Raw genomic sequence first — 15,277 nt, forward strand, 5'->3', positions numbered from 1 at the left:
TCCCTTTGTTATGTTTACCCGCATGCAATTTATCTTGGCGTCATTTGACGCTGCCGAATGTGAGCCCCTGCACGATGAAGCGCTGGATGAAACGCGATGCGATCACGAGCGGCAAAATGGCCAGAATGACGCCCGCCGCCACTTTCGCAATCTGAACCCCGTTGGAGGTCTGTAGGGAGGCGAGACCGACCGGCACGGTCGCTGTCGCCGGGCCGCTCAGCACCAGTGCAAACAGGAATTCGTTCCAGGCAAGGATGAAACCCAGCACACCTGCCGCTGCAATACCGGGCAGAGAAACAGGCACGACGATACGCCAGAACGCACCCCAGGCGCTGGCACCATCTGTCTGCGCTGCCCATTCCAGATCGACAGGAATACCCTCGAAGAAACCCATGAGAATCCAGATCAGGAACGGCAGATTGATTGCAGCATACGCAATCGTCAGGCCGAGCACAGAATTGGTCATGCCCACGGAGCGAAACAGCATGAAGGCTGGCAAGACAATCGCCACGGGCGGAAGCATCTGTGTAGCAAGCACGGTGAAGCGGGCCAGCGGACCACCGGTCTTGAAGCGCGCAAAGGCATAGCCCGTCATTGCCGCAAAGGGCAGCGCGAGTAACACAGACCCCGTCGCCACAATCAGACTGTTAAGGTAATAAACGCCAAAGCGTTTTTGCGTGAACAGATCCACATAGTTCTGGAAAGTGAACTGCGGCATCAGTTCGGTGGAATAGGCCATCTGCTCTGGAACAAAGCTTGTTCGCAATGTCCACAGCAATGGTAACAGGATCGCAAGCGATACGATGAAAAGACCCGTATGGATGACTATCTTGCGCATCGCCATCTCCTAGACCGTCACAAGGCCGGGTTCTAACGGTGGTCGTTTGATCACCTTTTCGGTCTCGGCATCAAAAAGATGCATCGGTCTCGTATCAATGAACAACCGTACCTTTTGCCCGACTTCGGCGGTAAAGTGGCGGCTGACGCGGGCATTCAGTTCCAGCGGCTTGTCGTTTCCAATCTGCCCGATGACGACTGTCTCGACACCCAGTTTTTCGACCGCAACAACAGTCAGATCAAGCGGCTGCCAATCGGGATTGTTCTGGGCTTCGTAAATGTCTTCAGGCCTGATACCTAACAGAAGCGGTTTGCCGCTGCTGGCCGCATAATGCGGCTTGTGCATCGCTGGAATACGAATATCGACGCCATCACCCTTTGCCTGCAACTTGCCATCGCCAGATGACGTGAGTTGCACAGGGATGAGGTTCATCGGCGGCGTCGCCAGAAACTTTGCAACGAACGTATCCGCAGGATTGGCGTAGACCTCCAGAGGAGCCCCCACCTGAACCATCACGCCGTCGCGCATGATACAGATGCGATCTCCCATGGTCATGGCCTCGACCTGATCATGCGTCACATGGATGATGGTCTTGCCAAGCCTGCGATGCAGCTTGACCAGTTCAAGCCGCATTTCAGCACGCAGTTGGGCATCAAGGTTTGATAGCGGTTCGTCGAGAAGAAAGGCGTTGGGCTCGCGGACAATCGCCCGGCCAAGCGCAACGCGCTGACGCTGCCCGCCGGACAGTGCGGCGGGTTTGCGATCAATATATTTGTTCAGCCCCAGCATATTGGCAGCATCGGAAACCTTGGCTGCAATCTCGGCAGCGGGCACGCCACGCATCTTGAGGCCGAAGCCCATATTCTGCCGCACAGTCATATGCGGATAGAGCGCATAGGACTGAAACACGACCGCAACATTACGATCTTTTGGTGGGAGCCGCGTCACGGATTTACCGCCAATACGCAGGTCGCCAGAGGTGATGCCCTCAAGTCCTGCAATCATGCGCAATGTCGTCGATTTCCCGCAACCAGATGGTCCGAGAAAAATTACAAACTCGCCGTCCTCGATCTTGAGATCGACATCACGCACCCCATAGGCGCCATTGGCGTATAGTTTGGAGACGTGTTCTAGTTCGATCGACGCCATTCAGGTCTACCCTTCTGCACGATCAGCGACACGGGCCATTTTTAGCCGGCCGCCGTTATTCCCCTGGAGGTGACTGCACTTTGTCAGCCATTCTTGTTCGTGGGCGCTTCACATCTGGCGTGAAGCGCCTTGTCTGCACTAGGTCGTATAGACGCCGCCGGTCACATTGATGCCTTGTCCGGTCATGAAGCGCGCGCCATCCGAGCAGAGGAAGACGACAACTTCGGCGACGTCTTCCGGCTCTTCGAGACGACCAAGCGGGGTCTGTGATACATAATCGGCAATGACCTGTTCAGGTGTAATGCCGCGCAGTTCTGCTTCCCATTCCACTTCACGTGATTGCATGGAGGTTTTGACGAAGCCGGGACAAACCGCATTCACGCGAATTCCATTCGGCGCGAGTTCACGCGCCAGTGCTTGTGTCCAACCAAGAACTGCAAATTTGCTTGCTGAATAATGGGCCAAAAGCGGTGCCCCAATCTTGGCGGCAAGCGATGCCGTATTGACGATCACGCCCTTGGTGTCGCTGGCGAGAAAATAGCGGGCGGCGATCTGGTTGGTCAGAAACACGCCACGTGTATTAACGTCGAAATTGAAGTCCCACTCTTTGTCAGTGAGGTCGACCGCACGGTTCATCGTGGAAACACCAGCATTTGCCGCGACAATATCAAGACCACCCCATTGGGCGATCAGAGCATCGAAGCCTGCCTCGACGGATGCGCGCTGGCTGACATCCATCGCCAGTCCGACAGCATCGCCGCCAAATTCGCTTGCTGCGCGTTTCGCAGCATCACCGTTGATATCGGCAATTGCAATACGAACGCCATGGCGCGCCAATGCACGCGCAATCGCATTGCCTATGCCGGAAGCTGCACCCGTCACAATGGCGCGCTTGCCGTTCAGTTCGCTGGCCAGTTTGCCCGGCATTGCAGCGTTTGTCATTTTGTTCACCCTCGGAACGAATGTTATCGATCACGAAAAAGCATATTCACTGTTTGATTATGTTGGCAATACATAAAATTATGTTCGTTTATGTTTTTTTGCGATTGATTTTGTTCGATCCTTCTCCTAATGAATAAGTTGAATGTCTGGTCGAACCACCGGAGGAAAGCATGACGGACAAGCAAAAGGACATCCAGCCAGCGGAAGCAAAACGGCTGCCTGCCCGCGTTCGCCATGCCCATCTCGTCGACGCCGCACGCAAGCGTGGATTCCTCCAGGTTGTTGATATCGCTGCTGAACTTGGCGTCTCGGAAATGACCATTCGTCGCGATCTCATTGAACTGGAGCGCGACGGTCTGCTGGTTCGAACGCATGGCGGAGCCGTCATCGATGATGACGCGCCGGAACCTTTTCTCGACCGCGAGGAACCTGCTTTTTCAGCTCGCCTGCGCGAACACAATCCCGAAAAAATGAGCATCGTTGCCAAGGCACTGGAGCTTGTTGAACGCCGCATGAGCTTGGCGCTTGATGTCGGGTCCACCACTTATCTGCTCGCGGAAGCCCTGTGTGACACCGTGGGCGTCAAGTTTTTTACGTCCAGCCTCCGGACCGCGCAGCTTCTCGGCGGCGCACAGCGCGAAGTCTATGTCCCTGCGGGTCAGATCCGCGGTGAAGAACTTTCCATCTGTGGCAAGTCGGCCTGTGACGAGTTTGAGCGCCTGTGGTTTGATATCGCCTTTATTGGCGTTTCGGGCATTACGGCAGATGGTCTCTTCGATTATTCGCCGGAAGATAGTGACCTGAAGCGGGTTTACCTGCGCCGCGCCAATCGCAAGGTGCTTCTCTGCCATAGCGCCAAGTTCAACCATATGTCCCTCATCAGGATCGCCGATCTCGACGAAATCGACACCCTGATCAGCGATGCAGCCCCTCCTCCGAATATCGCCAGCGCGCTTTCCAGAGCGAATGTCGAAATCATCATAGCTCCCCCTGTTACAGGCATTTGACCGGAAATTTCCATGAGCTGCGTTCTAGGTCTTGATATCGGCACCACCTCTACTATCGGCATTCTCGTGCGACTTCCGGACGAAGTGCTCGGCATCACATCCCGACCCGTTACCTTGACGTCGCGTCAGCCCGGCTGGGCAGAAGAAGACCCGGAACAATGGTGGAGCAATTGCTGTGCCATCATTCAAGAGCTGATTGGCACAGCCGGCATCGCAGCCTCAGAGATTGTTGGTGTTGGTGTGACCGGTATGTTGCCCGCCGTTGTTCTCCTGGACGAGAATGGTGCTGTGCTTCGACCAAGCATTCAGCAAAGCGATGGACGTGTCGCCGCTGAGGTCGCCGAACTGCGTAATGAAATTGATGAAGCCGAATTTATTACCAAAGCAGGCAACGGCATAAACCAGCAGCTTGTCGCCACCAAGCTGCGCTGGATCGAACGGCACGAACCGGAGGTCTTTGCCAGGATCGCAACCGTTTTCGGTTCCTACGACTACATTAACTGGAAGCTGACCGGAGAACGGCGGATTGAACAAAACTGGGCTCTGGAAGCCGGTTTTGTCGACATCGCAACCGACGAACTGTCCCCGGAATTGATCGCCCTCACCCATCTGGCTTTGTCGGTCGTTCCTGCGAAGGTTTCATCCCATGCGGTCATGGGAACAATAACGAAATCTGCGGCCCTCTCTACGGGCCTTGCAGAGGGAACACTGGTTGTCGGCGGTGCTGCCGATATGATTGCCTCGGCGCTTGCGGCAGGTGTATCGCAAGAAGGTCAGGTACTGCTCAAATTTGGTGGTGCGCTGGATATTCTGGTTGCGACAGCAAAGGCAGCGCCCGATCCGCGCCTGTTCCTCGATTATCATCTGGTGCCGGGGCTTTACATGCCGAATGGTTGCATGTCGACCGGTGGCTCCGGGCTTAACTGGTTTGCCGAGAACTTTGCAGGCGGCGAAAAGCAGGCCGCAATTGATGCAGGTCTAAGCCTGCACCAACATCTCGACACGCTTGCCGCGAAAATCGATGCAGGCGCTGACGGCGTGGCGATTGTCCCATATTTCCTTGGCGAGAAGACCCCTATCCATGACCCCTTCGCCCGAGGCACCATTACCGGTCTTAGCCTCAATCACAAGGTCGGCCATGTATGGCGTGCGTTGCTTGAGGCCTATGCCTATGCTGCGCGCCATCATATCGAAGTGCTTCAGGATATGGGGCATCACCCCAAGCAATATCTCGCCTCCGACGGCGGCGCCAACAGCCGCGTCTGGATGCAGATCGTGGCGGACGTACTACAGGCTCCAATTCGTCAGCTCAAAGGGCATCCCGGCTCGTCATTAGGCGCAGCCTGGGCGGCGGCTGTGGGCGCAGAGGCAGTCGATGGCTGGTCGGGAATTTCCGCCTTCGTTGAAAACGGCGATCTCATCCTGCCGAGACCCGAAAATGCTGCGACTTACAACAGCGGTTATCAACGTTTCCGCGAGATTTACACCAACCTCAAGCCGCTTTACAGAGAGTAATCACAACGATGACGATCAAAGCCATCGCATGGGATATAGACGGTACGCTCGTTGATAGTGAGCCGCTTCACCATAAGGCACTTCTGACCGGTACGGCACATTTCGGCACCGATCTCAGCGATATTCCAGAAGAACGATTTCGCGGGGTCCATATGGATGCCGTCTTTGAAGTGGTCAAACCGCGACTGCCAGCCGATTTGAGCTTTGAGCCATGGATCGAACGCATTCGTGACCATTACATCGCCCATGCGGGCGAACTTCGGCCCATCACGGGCGTCCTGGAAGCAATGGACGCGGCAAAGGACTACGGTCTGTTGCAGGTATGCGTCTCGAATTCCGGTCGCAACATTGTCGACACCAACATCGCCGCGCTTGGAATTGCAGACAAGCTGCGCTTTTCCATCAGCATCAATGATGTGCGGCATGGCAAACCGGACCCAGAGCCTTATCTGGCTGCGGCTGAGCGGCTACGGCTCGCTCCCGCCGAGATGATTGCAATCGAAGACAGTTTGACGGGAGCAATCTCGGCGCGTGCCGCAGGCATGAAGGTGGTCGGCTACGGTATGGCTGAACAGCCAGGAAATCCAATCGATCACTACCTGCATCACTACACAGAGTTACCGGCAATCCTGCGCGCTCACATGTGAGCGAACACACTGCATGAAGATCAACCGGCCAGAGGTCGGAAGAAGAATACGAAGCTAACGCCGTCTTCGGATTGAACCGAAGACGGGCACAACAAAGGGGTTCACCATGAGCAAGTTTTTTGATCTTTTCCCGACGAAGAAGCCCATCATCGCGATGGTGCATCTTAACCCGATGCCTGGCGCTCCGCTTTATGACGCGGAAGCTGGCATCGAAGGTATCGTTGAGGCAGCGCGTCGCGATCTCACAGCATTGCAGGACGCTGATGTCGATGCCGTTATGTTCGGCAATGAAAACGACCGTCCATACGAACTTGCTGTCGATGTCGCCTCCACAGCAACCATGGCCTATGTCATTGGCCGTCTGCGTGGTGAGATCGCAAAGCCTTTTGGCGTCAACGTTCTCTGGGACCCTAAAAGCTCGGTCGCCTTGGCCACAGCAACCGGTGCGTCCTTCATGCGCGAAATCCTGACCGGCACTTATGCCTCCGACATGGGGCCGTGGACGCCAAATGCGGGTGAAACGATGCGCTATCGCAATCGTCTTGGCCGCTCGGATCTTGTCATGCTGGACAACGTATCTGCTGAATTCGCGGATTCAATGGATCGCCGCCCCCTCCCCGACCGGGCACGTTCGGCTGTGTTCTCATCCATTCCCGATGCCGTTCTGGTGTCGGGAACGATCACCGGTGAAGCCGCCAATGTTTCGGACCTCGAAGCCGTCAAGCGGGTACTGCCGAACACGGCGGTTCTGGCCAATACGGGCGTGCGTCATGCAACCGTCGCCGACATCCTCAAGATTGCCGATGGCTGCATTGTTGGTTCTTCGCTGAAGGTCGATGGCAACACCTGGAATGCAGTCGATCCGGAACGTGCCAAGGAATTCATGAACATCGTGAAGAAAGCCCGCAAGGACTAATGAAAAGACAATCGCGCGCGGTGACTGTTCGCCGCGCGCGATAGACGCCTATCACGCTCCCAAAGGCTGCGCCAGACGCGCCCGATGCCGGCTCAATCGTTCGATCAATATCGGCAAACCCGTACCCACCACAATCAGACAACCAATAACGACCTTTTGCCAATAGGATGGCACACCCGCCATCAACAGCGTCGTATTGATCATTGTGATGACAAATACACCAAGTAGCGTCCCGAGTACTGTACCGTGACCGCCTGTTATTCGCGCTCCACCAAGAACAACGGCTGCGATGACGTTCAGCTCCATGCCGACCAGATCGAACGGATTGGCCATGCGCGACAGGGTCATATGTGTCATTCCAGCCAGACCGGCAATCGCGCCCGCCAGAACATAGATCAATAGCTTGACGCGCCCCACACGTATGCCGATGCGAGTGGCAGCTTCTTCAGAACCGCCGATGGCGTAAATTTTCCGCCCGAACAGCGTGAAGTTCATGATGAAGGCGACGAATATAGCGACCCCTACCAGAACAAAGAATGACATTGGAAGCGATACCATCTGACCCAATGCGTTTTCCATCCGCACCAGAATGCTGCGCGAGAAACTGATAACTTCGCGCGGCACAGACGTGATGTAGACCGTCCCGACGAAGGTCAGTAATGCCCCCCGAAAAAGGCTCATCGTACCAAGGGTGACAATAAGCGTCGGCAGACCAAGCCCACCGACCAGTATTCCGTTGATGAGCCCTAGACTGGCACCAATGAGCGCCGCCAGACCGAAATAGGCGATAATCGGAACATGGATATCGATACCCATGACGATTTTTACCGTTGCGTACATGGCAAAGGCACCGATTGCCGTGCAGGATACGTCGATGCCGCCCGATGCCAGCACCATCATGACACCCAGAGCAAATATTCCGGTCACCAGTGAGTTGCGTGCCAGGTCTATCAGCGTTGCCGGCGAGAAGAACGCGGGATTGAGAATGCTCAACACAACTGCAAAGGCGACAGCTGTCAGAAAGACCACACCCTGCGGTGTCGAGAGCACCCGGATCAACGAATTGTTCATGGCCGGTCCTCCCGAATGACTTCCTGATAGAGCGTTTCTTCGTCGATATCACCAGCATCGAAACTGGCCACAATTCGTCCCTTCACCATCACCTTGATCGTATCGGACAGTGCAATGGCTTCGCCGATGTCGTCAGTCACCACCAGAACCGCTGTTCCCGAACGGCTCAATGCGAGCAATAATTCGTGGATTTCCCGTTTGGAGCCAACATCGACGCCGACCGTCGGACCATTGAGGATAAGCAGCTTCGGCTTTCTCTCCATCCATCGCGCCAGAACGACACGTTGTTGATTGCCGCCCGACAGCGTAACCACAGGTGGAAAGACGCTGGGGGTCTTGATACGCAACCGCTTAACGGCTTCACGCGCGCGCTCGGTGAGGCTCGACGCGCTGACAATGCCACCTTTAGTATCCGCATCAAGACTTGAGACGATGATGTTTTCACGGATCGGCTGATTGAGAAAAAGGCCTTCTGTCAGACGATCTTCCGGCACATAAGCGATGCCGTGTTCCATCGCGTCTGCGGGAGCCCTGAGATGCAATGGTCCATTCACATCTTCAATGCGACCCTCGTCCGGCGTAAGACATCCAAACAAAGCCAGCGCAAGTTCCGTTCGCCCTGACCCAAGAAGACCAACCACCGATATGATTTCGCCCGCGCGCAAATCGAGATTGATCGAGGCAAACTGGCCGCGTCGTCCAAGATCGCGCACTTTGAATATGGCTTCCGAAGGCGTGACCACCTCACGCGCCAGCCGCTGGCTGTCAATTGGACGACCGGACATTGCCTCCACCAGGCGCGCTTGGTCGAATTCATCAATCGGGCCTGCAACCACGACATGGCCATCACGCAGCACTGTGGCACTGTCGCAAACAGCAAAGATCTCTTCGATCTTGTGACTGACAAACAGAAAGGCAACGCCCTCAGCCTTCAGTGCAAAGACGATATCAAGAAGCTTGGCGACCTCACTGCGGGTCAGGGCCGTGGTGGGTTCATCCATGACGATGATGCGCGCATCATTGGCAAGCGCACGCGCAATGGCAACCAGCTGCTTGGAAGCAACTGGCAGTGTTTCAACCAGAATATCGGGGTCAATATCGACCTTCATTCGTGCAAGGGTTTCAATCGCCCGTTTACGTCCAGACATGCGGTTGAAGAAACGCTTGTTCTCGGTCACTGCCGCCAGAAAGCTGACATTCTCCCAAACCGTCAGATTGGGGAAAAGTGCAAAGTCCTGATAGATGACTGAAAGCCCCGCTGCTATCGCGGCTTTTGCGTCATTTTCGATGAACTTGCCGCCAATCGTGACCGTCCCGGCGTCGGCACGAACGACACCGGATAATATCTTGATCAAAGTCGATTTACCGGACCCGTTTTCACCGGCAAGACAGCGCACCTCGCCCGGTCGCAGGCTTAAACCCACATCTTCCAGTACCCGAACGGGACCGTAAGACTTGGCAACAGCCTGCATTTCCAGAACAAAAGCGCCGGAATTCTGCGTATCACTCATGCAGCTCTCCCATAGGGACCGCCGGTTGTCCCGGCGGCCCATTATCCATGGATCAGAAGTCGTAATTGCCCATATTTTCCTTGGTCACATCGACCCAAGCCTGGCCATAGACAACCTTGTCCTTGAGCTGAACCTTGTTGTAGCCTTCGACACCAAGGTCCATGCCATCGGTTACAGCTTTGCCGTCAATGGCCATTGCGGCGAGCTTGTTCATGGCGATACCAGCCTTGGCCGGGTCCCAGAACGAGATCATGTTGATCGTGCCGCTTTCAAGATATGGGCCTGAAACCGAAACAAGGCTGGTGCCGACAATCTTGACCTTGCCCTCAAGACCCGCTTCCTCGACTGCGAGCGCCGCACCGGCGACATCTTCACCTGCGGAGCCCTGAATGCCCTTGAGATTCGGATAGGTCCTCAACAGTTCCTTGGTTTTGGCATAGGCCGTCTGCTGCTGCTCGTTGCTCTCGATCTTGTCGGTCGCGAGCTTCATCTTCGGATAATGCTCTTTCTGATAGGCAATGGCTGCATCAACCCATTCATTGTGGGTTTTTGCCGTCAGATGGCCAACGAACACCGCATATTCGCCCTCTTCGCCCATCGCTTCGGCCAGTGCCTTCATCAGATGTTCGCCATAGGCGCCATTGTCGAAAGCTTCGACGTCATAGGTGACATTCTTCATGCTTGATGCTTCGTGGCCGATCACCTTGATCCCGGCCTGTAGCGCCTTGCCTAATACAGGTTCCAGGGCTTCCGGGGAATTCGGCACCACAGTGATCGCATCCACCTTCTTGGCAATCAGGTCTTCTATCAGCTGTACCTGCAAGGCTGCGTCAGCCGAAGCGGGTCCGATCTGGGTGGCGTTGTTTCCACTTTCCTTCGCATATTCTTTCACGCCGGTTTCCATACGGTTGAACCAGGCAATGCCGGAAAGTTTGACGACAGTGACGATAGTGTGTTTTGCATCCTGCGCGTTCGCATAGAATGCACCACCAGCAACAATAGCTGCGCTGACAGCAAGACCGGCTGCCATTTTCCTCAAGCTGATATTCATTGTTATTCCCTCCGTTGGTTCACCCCTGCTTGCCTCCCCGGCAATCAGTCAGGCTGTATTCTGGCGAAGCTTCTGCGGCTTTCACCAATTCCTGCACGGTCGCATGACCGCGACCGGGCTATCTTCAAGACGATGCGATCCGCATCAGATCGGCAGTCCGCTCGTAGAGCGTCTTGAAGGTATCGAAACCCTGCTGGTAGACGCGCTTTGTCCCCGCATCAGGCTCAATGCGCCTCTCCACCGGGTTCCATTGTTCAATATCGGCTTTCGCCACATCGCCCACCGCAAGCGCACCCAGAAAGCAATTTCCGTAGGCCGCACCGATAGTCTTGCTTCTTACAAGCTGAAGCTTTTCGCTGACGTCTGAAATGGCCTGCGACCAGACGGCATTTCTGGTACCGCCGCCCACAGCAGCAATGCGCTCCAGCGGAGCATTTGCTTCGTGATAGGTATTGAAAATGTCGTTGACGCCATAAGCGACGCCTTCAAGAAGCGCACGATAAATGTCAGCGCGCTTATGAGTGAGATCAAGGCCGAAAATCATGCCTCGTGCTGACGGATCATGGACAGGTGTTCTCTCACCTGAAAAATAGGGAACGACAAAAAGCCCTTTTGCACCGGGCGGTGACGATGCAGCTTCTTCCGCCAGGGATTGCAAGGCGCTGGCGGCGGGTAACTCGCGAGCGAACTGCTCCTGAAACCACCGCGTCAGCGTTCCGCTGGTCGACGTTCCGGACATGCAGGCATGTTCTCCACGGAAAAGCCAAGGCGCATACCACAGCCGCGTATCAGCGATGCGTTGATCAGTGACCAGAATGATGAACATGGTCGAACCATACATGACCATCATCTCGCCGGACTTCTGCACGCCAACGCTGACAGCCTCGGCGGCGGCATCGATGGTCCCGGCGATCACAGGCGTTCCAACAGCGAGCCCGGTCGCGGCTGACGCCTGCGGCGTCACTGTTCCCGCGATATCGGTTGTCCAAAGGAGATTGGGTAGCCGCTCACGTGAAACGATGCGTTCGGCAAAATCGTCAGTCCAGTCCTGCCGCGCAACATCATAAAGCGGCGAGAACCCAGCCGCCGAATAGTGATCAATCGTATAGTTGCCCGTCAGCCTGTGAACGAGGAAGGAGGAGGAATTGAGAAACTTGTGTGTGCGGTCAAAAATATCAGGATGGTTCTTTTTCAACCAAAGGATTTTCGGGCCGACCGACTGTGAGGTCAGCGCATTGCCGCCTTCCTGCATGAGGCGTTCAAGCCCGATTTCAGTGGTCAGTTCTTCGATCTCAGCAGCCGCACGCGTGTCAACACCATAAAGAACGGCATTCATGAGCGGAGCGCCGTTTTCATCGACTGGCAGCATACATGGGCCAATGCCGCTGGCCGCGACTGCGCGAATATCGCTTGCCGCCACTGAGCTTTTTTCGATCAACTCACGACTGATCGAACAGAATTCACCCCACCAGTTTTGTTCGGCATCATGTTCCGCCCAACCCGGCTGTGGAACCAGCATGCGATGCGGACGTGCGGCAGAAGCGACAATCCTTCCTTCCTCATCGGAAAGGACGCCCTTCGATTCAAATGTGCCAATGTCGATGCCCAGATAATAGCGCATCAGGTGTAAAGATCCCTGTCGAGGCTGAAGTCCTTGTCGATCCTGCCAATAGCCGCGACCAGAAGCGCGGTTAGGTTTTCAAGATCACGCAGATCGCACATTTCAAGCGCCGTATGGGTATAACGGCACGGGAAACACACATCGATACAGGCAACGCCCTCATTGACGAGCTGCACATAAGACGAATCCGTCAATGCGCCTGTATGGGCCGTGCGTTGCAGCGGGATAGCTTCGTTGGCAGCGGTGTCGGAGAATAGTTTCGGCAGTGCCGGATGGGGGATCGTTCCATTGAGCGTGCCGCGTCCATGGAAGGAATAGAGGCTGATGGCCGGACCGCCGCCCAACTGAATTTCACCGCGATGAGCCATATCCGGCGTATCAGCATTGAGCCCGATATCGAGCTGAATGGCGATATCCGGTTTGATGGCCTGCGCTGCGACCATGGCACCACGCAGGTTGAACTCTTCCAGAACCGCGAAGACAAAATGGACGGTAGGTCGTGGTCCACCTTTCGCGAGCTGACGGGCAACTTCCATCACGACGGCACAACCGGCCCGGTCATCGACCGACGTTCCGATAACGCGATTTTCGTTGAGATGGATGACGCGCGGAGCGTAGACCACTGGCGTGCCGATCTCGATGCCGAGCGCCTTTACATCCACAGCGCTTTCCGCGCCGACATCGATGAAAAGTTCGGCATAGGGCGTAACCTTGTATTTTTCTTCGGCAGGCGTGGCATGATGGCTCTTATTCGCAATAACGCCGTGAACGTCGCGCCCTTCGCCGACACAAAATAGCACCGCCTGTGCAGGCAACGCCTTTTCCGGAATACCGCCCAACCGCTCGATGCGGATCAGGCCATTATCCTCGATCTTGCGCGCGATAAAGCCCAGCTGATCCGTATGCGCAAACAGCATCACGGAGGGTGCGTTTTCATCCCCCTTCATTGTTGCAATCAAATTACCCAGACGATCGGTGACAAATTCGAGCGGCAGATCAGCCAGATCGCCAGCGATGAGGCGCCGCACACGATCCTCATGACCCGACAGACCAGGCGTCAGCATCAATGCTTCGAGCGTTGAACGTAGTCGATTTTTCATGCTGTTCGGGCCTTTCTTTGGAAAATGGGCGCAAGGCCAAGTCGGCCTGCCAGAACGCGCGCCGACATGACGACCACAAGCAGGCCACCAAAGAACAGATCGCGTGAGAACGCACTGAACGACAGAAAGTTCAGCCCGCTCGATATGAGCTGGAGACAGATGACGGCTAGCGTCACACCGGTCACGGTGCCAAAGCCGCCGGCTGGCGAAACGCCTGCCAGAATATTGATCAGAATGACGAGAAGCAGATAGGAGCTACCATAGTCGGCATTGGCGGAATTCACCCGCGCCAGAACCACAAGTCCGGCAATCGATGCGATAAGCCCGGCAATGGCGTAGATGCGAAGCAACAGACCCTTTTCGCGCGTACCCGCAAAGTGAGACGCGACAGGATTGGCACCAAACAGCCGCAGGTGGATGCCGACCGGCGTTCGCTTGAGCAGAAAACCCAACAGAAGCGCTGTGGCTACAAACAGGACGAGTGGCAGAGGCACCACGCCGCCCAGCGACCAGTTGCCGAAGGCTGTGTACCACTGCGGAAGACCGGTAATTGCCGGCCCCCCGGTTATCACGATACCAATTCCGGAGAACAGCTGCATCGTGCCGAGCGTGGCCAGAATTGGCGGCAGGCGCAGATAGGCAATCAGAAAGCCGTTGAGCAACCCGCAGGCAACACCGATCAGCAGCGCCACCGGAATGGCAAGGATGGCGAGTTCTGGCCCTGCCCTCATCATCACCGCAGCCACGATGGCGGCTAGGTTAGCTGTGGCCACGACAGAAAGGTCTATGCCACCAGACACCATCGTCGGCAGGACAGCCAATGAAAGCAATCCGAATTCTGGAAACTGAAATCCCATTGAATTGAGGTTTGCAGCCGTTAGAAAGCCTGGCGCGAGCAGGCTCAACACTCCAAAGATAGCGATAGCCAGAACGGCCAGCCCCTTCAGATAATTGCCTGTCGTATCCTGTCTTGCATCCATCGGCGCTCTCCCCTGCGCTGGTTGCCTTGGCCCGCCTAGCGGGCGAAAACGTGTTTGGCGATTAGCATTTCAGTTCCTCCCCCGAGGTGCCCGTTAAACGGTTTCCAGAAAAGGCAGTTGGTCGCGATAAGGCTGCAAAGAACCTTCGAAGCCGCTATCGGTGATAAAGCCGCTCAAATCCTGCAGCCCACAAACTGGCGCAAAGCTGCGGCATCCAAGTTTACGCTGTTCGGCCACAAGTATCGTCTTTTGCGCAATGGCGATTGCTGCGCGCTTCACTTCTGCTTCCTCAATGGTTGAGGTAGAGACGCCTTCCAGATCGACGCAATCGGCGGACAGAAAGAAACAATCGGCGCGGATATGGCGCAGCGTTTCGGTAGCCCACGCACCAATAAGCGAATAATAGTCATTTCTGACCCGACCGCCGATGATATGCACTTCCGTTGCGCCTACTGCCGCCGCTTCAGCAATCTTGAGGTCCATTGTCACGAGTGTGATTGCCCTACCCGCAAGGGCGCGCGCGATAGAAAGCGCTGTCGTGCCGGAATCAAGAATAACGGTCGAGTTATTGGCAACATATGCAGCCGCCGCTTCACCAATTCGCGCCTTGGCACTTTGGCTTATGCGCAGCTTTTCCAGAAACATGGGCTCGGCAACGCCCTCACCCGCACCGCGGGCAACGACACCACCGTGAATTCTCAGGATCAACCCCGCCTGTTCCAGCGTGATCAGGTCACGGCGCAATGTCGGAAGCGACACACCCATGATGCCAGCCAGATCCGAGGTGCCAATACGCTTCGCGTCGGCGATGACGTCCATCATCTGCCGGTGACGTTCCTGCGGAAAACGTGTTCTTGCTTCGCTCATGTCCTGCTCCCAAATGTGAACATTAATGATCGTTTTGAGCGAGTCAAGCGATTCCGTTCATA

Annotated in this window: 14 protein-coding genes; 4 read left to right on the forward strand and 10 right to left on the reverse strand. The window is 55.7% G+C overall.

Features of this window, described 5'->3' with window-relative positions:
- Positions 1–40 precede the first annotated feature (40 nt).
- From FGI60_RS13230 to FGI60_RS13240, 3 genes are all read right to left on the reverse strand, one after another.
- A complete protein-coding gene (locus tag FGI60_RS13230; protein WP_078337097.1) occupies positions 41–838 on the reverse strand; it encodes a carbohydrate ABC transporter permease in 798 nt (265 codons plus the stop codon).
- Between the two features lie 9 nt (positions 839–847).
- A complete protein-coding gene (locus tag FGI60_RS13235) occupies positions 848–1,987 on the reverse strand; it encodes an ABC transporter ATP-binding protein (protein WP_138785593.1) in 1,140 nt (379 codons plus the stop codon).
- A 138-nt stretch (positions 1,988–2,125) separates the two neighbouring features.
- Positions 2,126–2,929, reverse strand: coding sequence for an SDR family NAD(P)-dependent oxidoreductase (locus tag FGI60_RS13240; RefSeq protein WP_235889807.1), 804 nt, complete (start codon positions 2,927–2,929; stop codon positions 2,126–2,128).
- A 170-nt stretch (positions 2,930–3,099) separates the two neighbouring features.
- On the opposite strand from FGI60_RS13240, the gene FGI60_RS13245 reads away from it, so the two are divergent.
- From FGI60_RS13245 to FGI60_RS13260, 4 genes are all read left to right on the forward strand, one after another.
- The gene (locus FGI60_RS13245) at positions 3,100–3,936 is read left to right on the forward strand and encodes a DeoR/GlpR family DNA-binding transcription regulator (RefSeq protein ID WP_138785594.1); all 837 of its coding nucleotides are present in this window, start codon (positions 3,100–3,102) and stop codon (positions 3,934–3,936) included.
- A gap of 12 nt (positions 3,937–3,948) precedes the next feature.
- On the forward strand, positions 3,949–5,451 hold the full coding sequence (locus tag FGI60_RS13250; protein ID WP_138785595.1) for an FGGY-family carbohydrate kinase: 1,503 nt from the start codon (positions 3,949–3,951) through the stop codon (positions 5,449–5,451).
- A gap of 8 nt (positions 5,452–5,459) precedes the next feature.
- Entirely contained in the window at positions 5,460–6,098 is a 639-nt protein-coding gene (locus FGI60_RS13255) for an HAD family hydrolase (protein WP_138785596.1), read from the forward strand.
- Positions 6,099–6,204: 106 nt separating this feature from the next.
- Positions 6,205–7,014 (forward strand): BtpA/SgcQ family protein, encoded by an 810-nt coding sequence (locus FGI60_RS13260; protein WP_109365979.1) that lies wholly within the window; start codon positions 6,205–6,207, stop codon positions 7,012–7,014.
- Between the two features lie 51 nt (positions 7,015–7,065).
- On the opposite strand, the gene FGI60_RS13265 is transcribed toward FGI60_RS13260, so the two are convergent.
- The 7 genes from FGI60_RS13265 to FGI60_RS13295 form a co-directional block, all read right to left on the reverse strand.
- Positions 7,066–8,085 (reverse strand): ABC transporter permease, encoded by a 1,020-nt coding sequence (locus FGI60_RS13265; protein WP_138785597.1) that lies wholly within the window; start codon positions 8,083–8,085, stop codon positions 7,066–7,068.
- Complete coding sequence (locus FGI60_RS13270) at positions 8,082–9,596, reverse strand: sugar ABC transporter ATP-binding protein (RefSeq protein WP_138785598.1); 1,515 nt, start codon at positions 9,594–9,596, stop codon at positions 8,082–8,084. Before FGI60_RS13270 ends, FGI60_RS13265 begins: the two co-directional genes overlap by 4 nt.
- A 52-nt stretch (positions 9,597–9,648) precedes the next feature.
- Positions 9,649–10,647 (reverse strand): autoinducer 2 ABC transporter substrate-binding protein, encoded by a 999-nt coding sequence (locus tag FGI60_RS13275; protein WP_209445980.1) that lies wholly within the window; start codon positions 10,645–10,647, stop codon positions 9,649–9,651.
- Positions 10,648–10,771: 124 nt separating this feature from the next.
- Complete coding sequence (locus FGI60_RS13280; RefSeq protein WP_138785599.1) at positions 10,772–12,268, reverse strand: FGGY-family carbohydrate kinase; 1,497 nt, start codon at positions 12,266–12,268, stop codon at positions 10,772–10,774.
- Complete coding sequence (locus tag FGI60_RS13285; protein WP_138785600.1) at positions 12,268–13,368, reverse strand: M42 family metallopeptidase; 1,101 nt, start codon at positions 13,366–13,368, stop codon at positions 12,268–12,270. The genes FGI60_RS13280 and FGI60_RS13285 overlap by 1 nt, the downstream gene beginning before the upstream one ends.
- Complete coding sequence (locus tag FGI60_RS13290) at positions 13,365–14,348, reverse strand: ABC transporter permease (RefSeq protein ID WP_138785601.1); 984 nt, start codon at positions 14,346–14,348, stop codon at positions 13,365–13,367. The genes FGI60_RS13285 and FGI60_RS13290 overlap by 4 nt, the downstream gene beginning before the upstream one ends.
- 93 nt (positions 14,349–14,441) lie before the next feature.
- Entirely contained in the window at positions 14,442–15,215 is a 774-nt protein-coding gene (locus tag FGI60_RS13295) for a DeoR/GlpR family DNA-binding transcription regulator (protein WP_138785602.1), read from the reverse strand.
- Between the last annotated feature and the right edge of the window lie 62 nt (positions 15,216–15,277).

The organism is Brucella haematophila (assembly GCF_005938105.1).
Lineage (GTDB): Bacteria > Pseudomonadota > Alphaproteobacteria > Rhizobiales > Rhizobiaceae > Brucella > Brucella haematophila.

Excerpts from the sequence above, each read along its gene's own strand:
- FGI60_RS13230 (WP_078337097.1), bottom strand. The coding sequence starts at position 838 with ATGCGCAAGATAGTCATCCATACGGGTCTTTTCATCGTATCGCTTGCG.
- FGI60_RS13235 (WP_138785593.1), bottom strand. The coding sequence starts at position 1,987 with ATGGCGTCGATCGAACTAGAACACGTCTCCAAACTATACGCCAATGGC.
- FGI60_RS13240 (WP_235889807.1), bottom strand. The coding sequence starts at position 2,929 with ATGACAAACGCTGCAATGCCGGGCAAACTGGCCAGCGAACTGAACGGC.
- FGI60_RS13245 (WP_138785594.1), top strand. The coding sequence starts at position 3,100 with ATGACGGACAAGCAAAAGGACATCCAGCCAGCGGAAGCAAAACGGCTG.
- FGI60_RS13250 (WP_138785595.1), top strand. The coding sequence starts at position 3,949 with ATGAGCTGCGTTCTAGGTCTTGATATCGGCACCACCTCTACTATCGGC.
- FGI60_RS13255 (WP_138785596.1), top strand. The coding sequence starts at position 5,460 with ATGACGATCAAAGCCATCGCATGGGATATAGACGGTACGCTCGTTGAT.
- FGI60_RS13260 (WP_109365979.1), top strand. The coding sequence starts at position 6,205 with ATGAGCAAGTTTTTTGATCTTTTCCCGACGAAGAAGCCCATCATCGCG.
- FGI60_RS13265 (WP_138785597.1), bottom strand. The coding sequence starts at position 8,085 with ATGAACAATTCGTTGATCCGGGTGCTCTCGACACCGCAGGGTGTGGTC.
- FGI60_RS13270 (WP_138785598.1), bottom strand. The coding sequence starts at position 9,596 with ATGAGTGATACGCAGAATTCCGGCGCTTTTGTTCTGGAAATGCAGGCT.
- FGI60_RS13275 (WP_209445980.1), bottom strand. The coding sequence starts at position 10,647 with ATGAATATCAGCTTGAGGAAAATGGCAGCCGGTCTTGCTGTCAGCGCA.
- FGI60_RS13280 (WP_138785599.1), bottom strand. The coding sequence starts at position 12,268 with ATGCGCTATTATCTGGGCATCGACATTGGCACATTTGAATCGAAGGGC.
- FGI60_RS13285 (WP_138785600.1), bottom strand. The coding sequence starts at position 13,368 with ATGAAAAATCGACTACGTTCAACGCTCGAAGCATTGATGCTGACGCCT.
- FGI60_RS13290 (WP_138785601.1), bottom strand. The coding sequence starts at position 14,348 with ATGGATGCAAGACAGGATACGACAGGCAATTATCTGAAGGGGCTGGCC.
- FGI60_RS13295 (WP_138785602.1), bottom strand. The coding sequence starts at position 15,215 with ATGAGCGAAGCAAGAACACGTTTTCCGCAGGAACGTCACCGGCAGATG.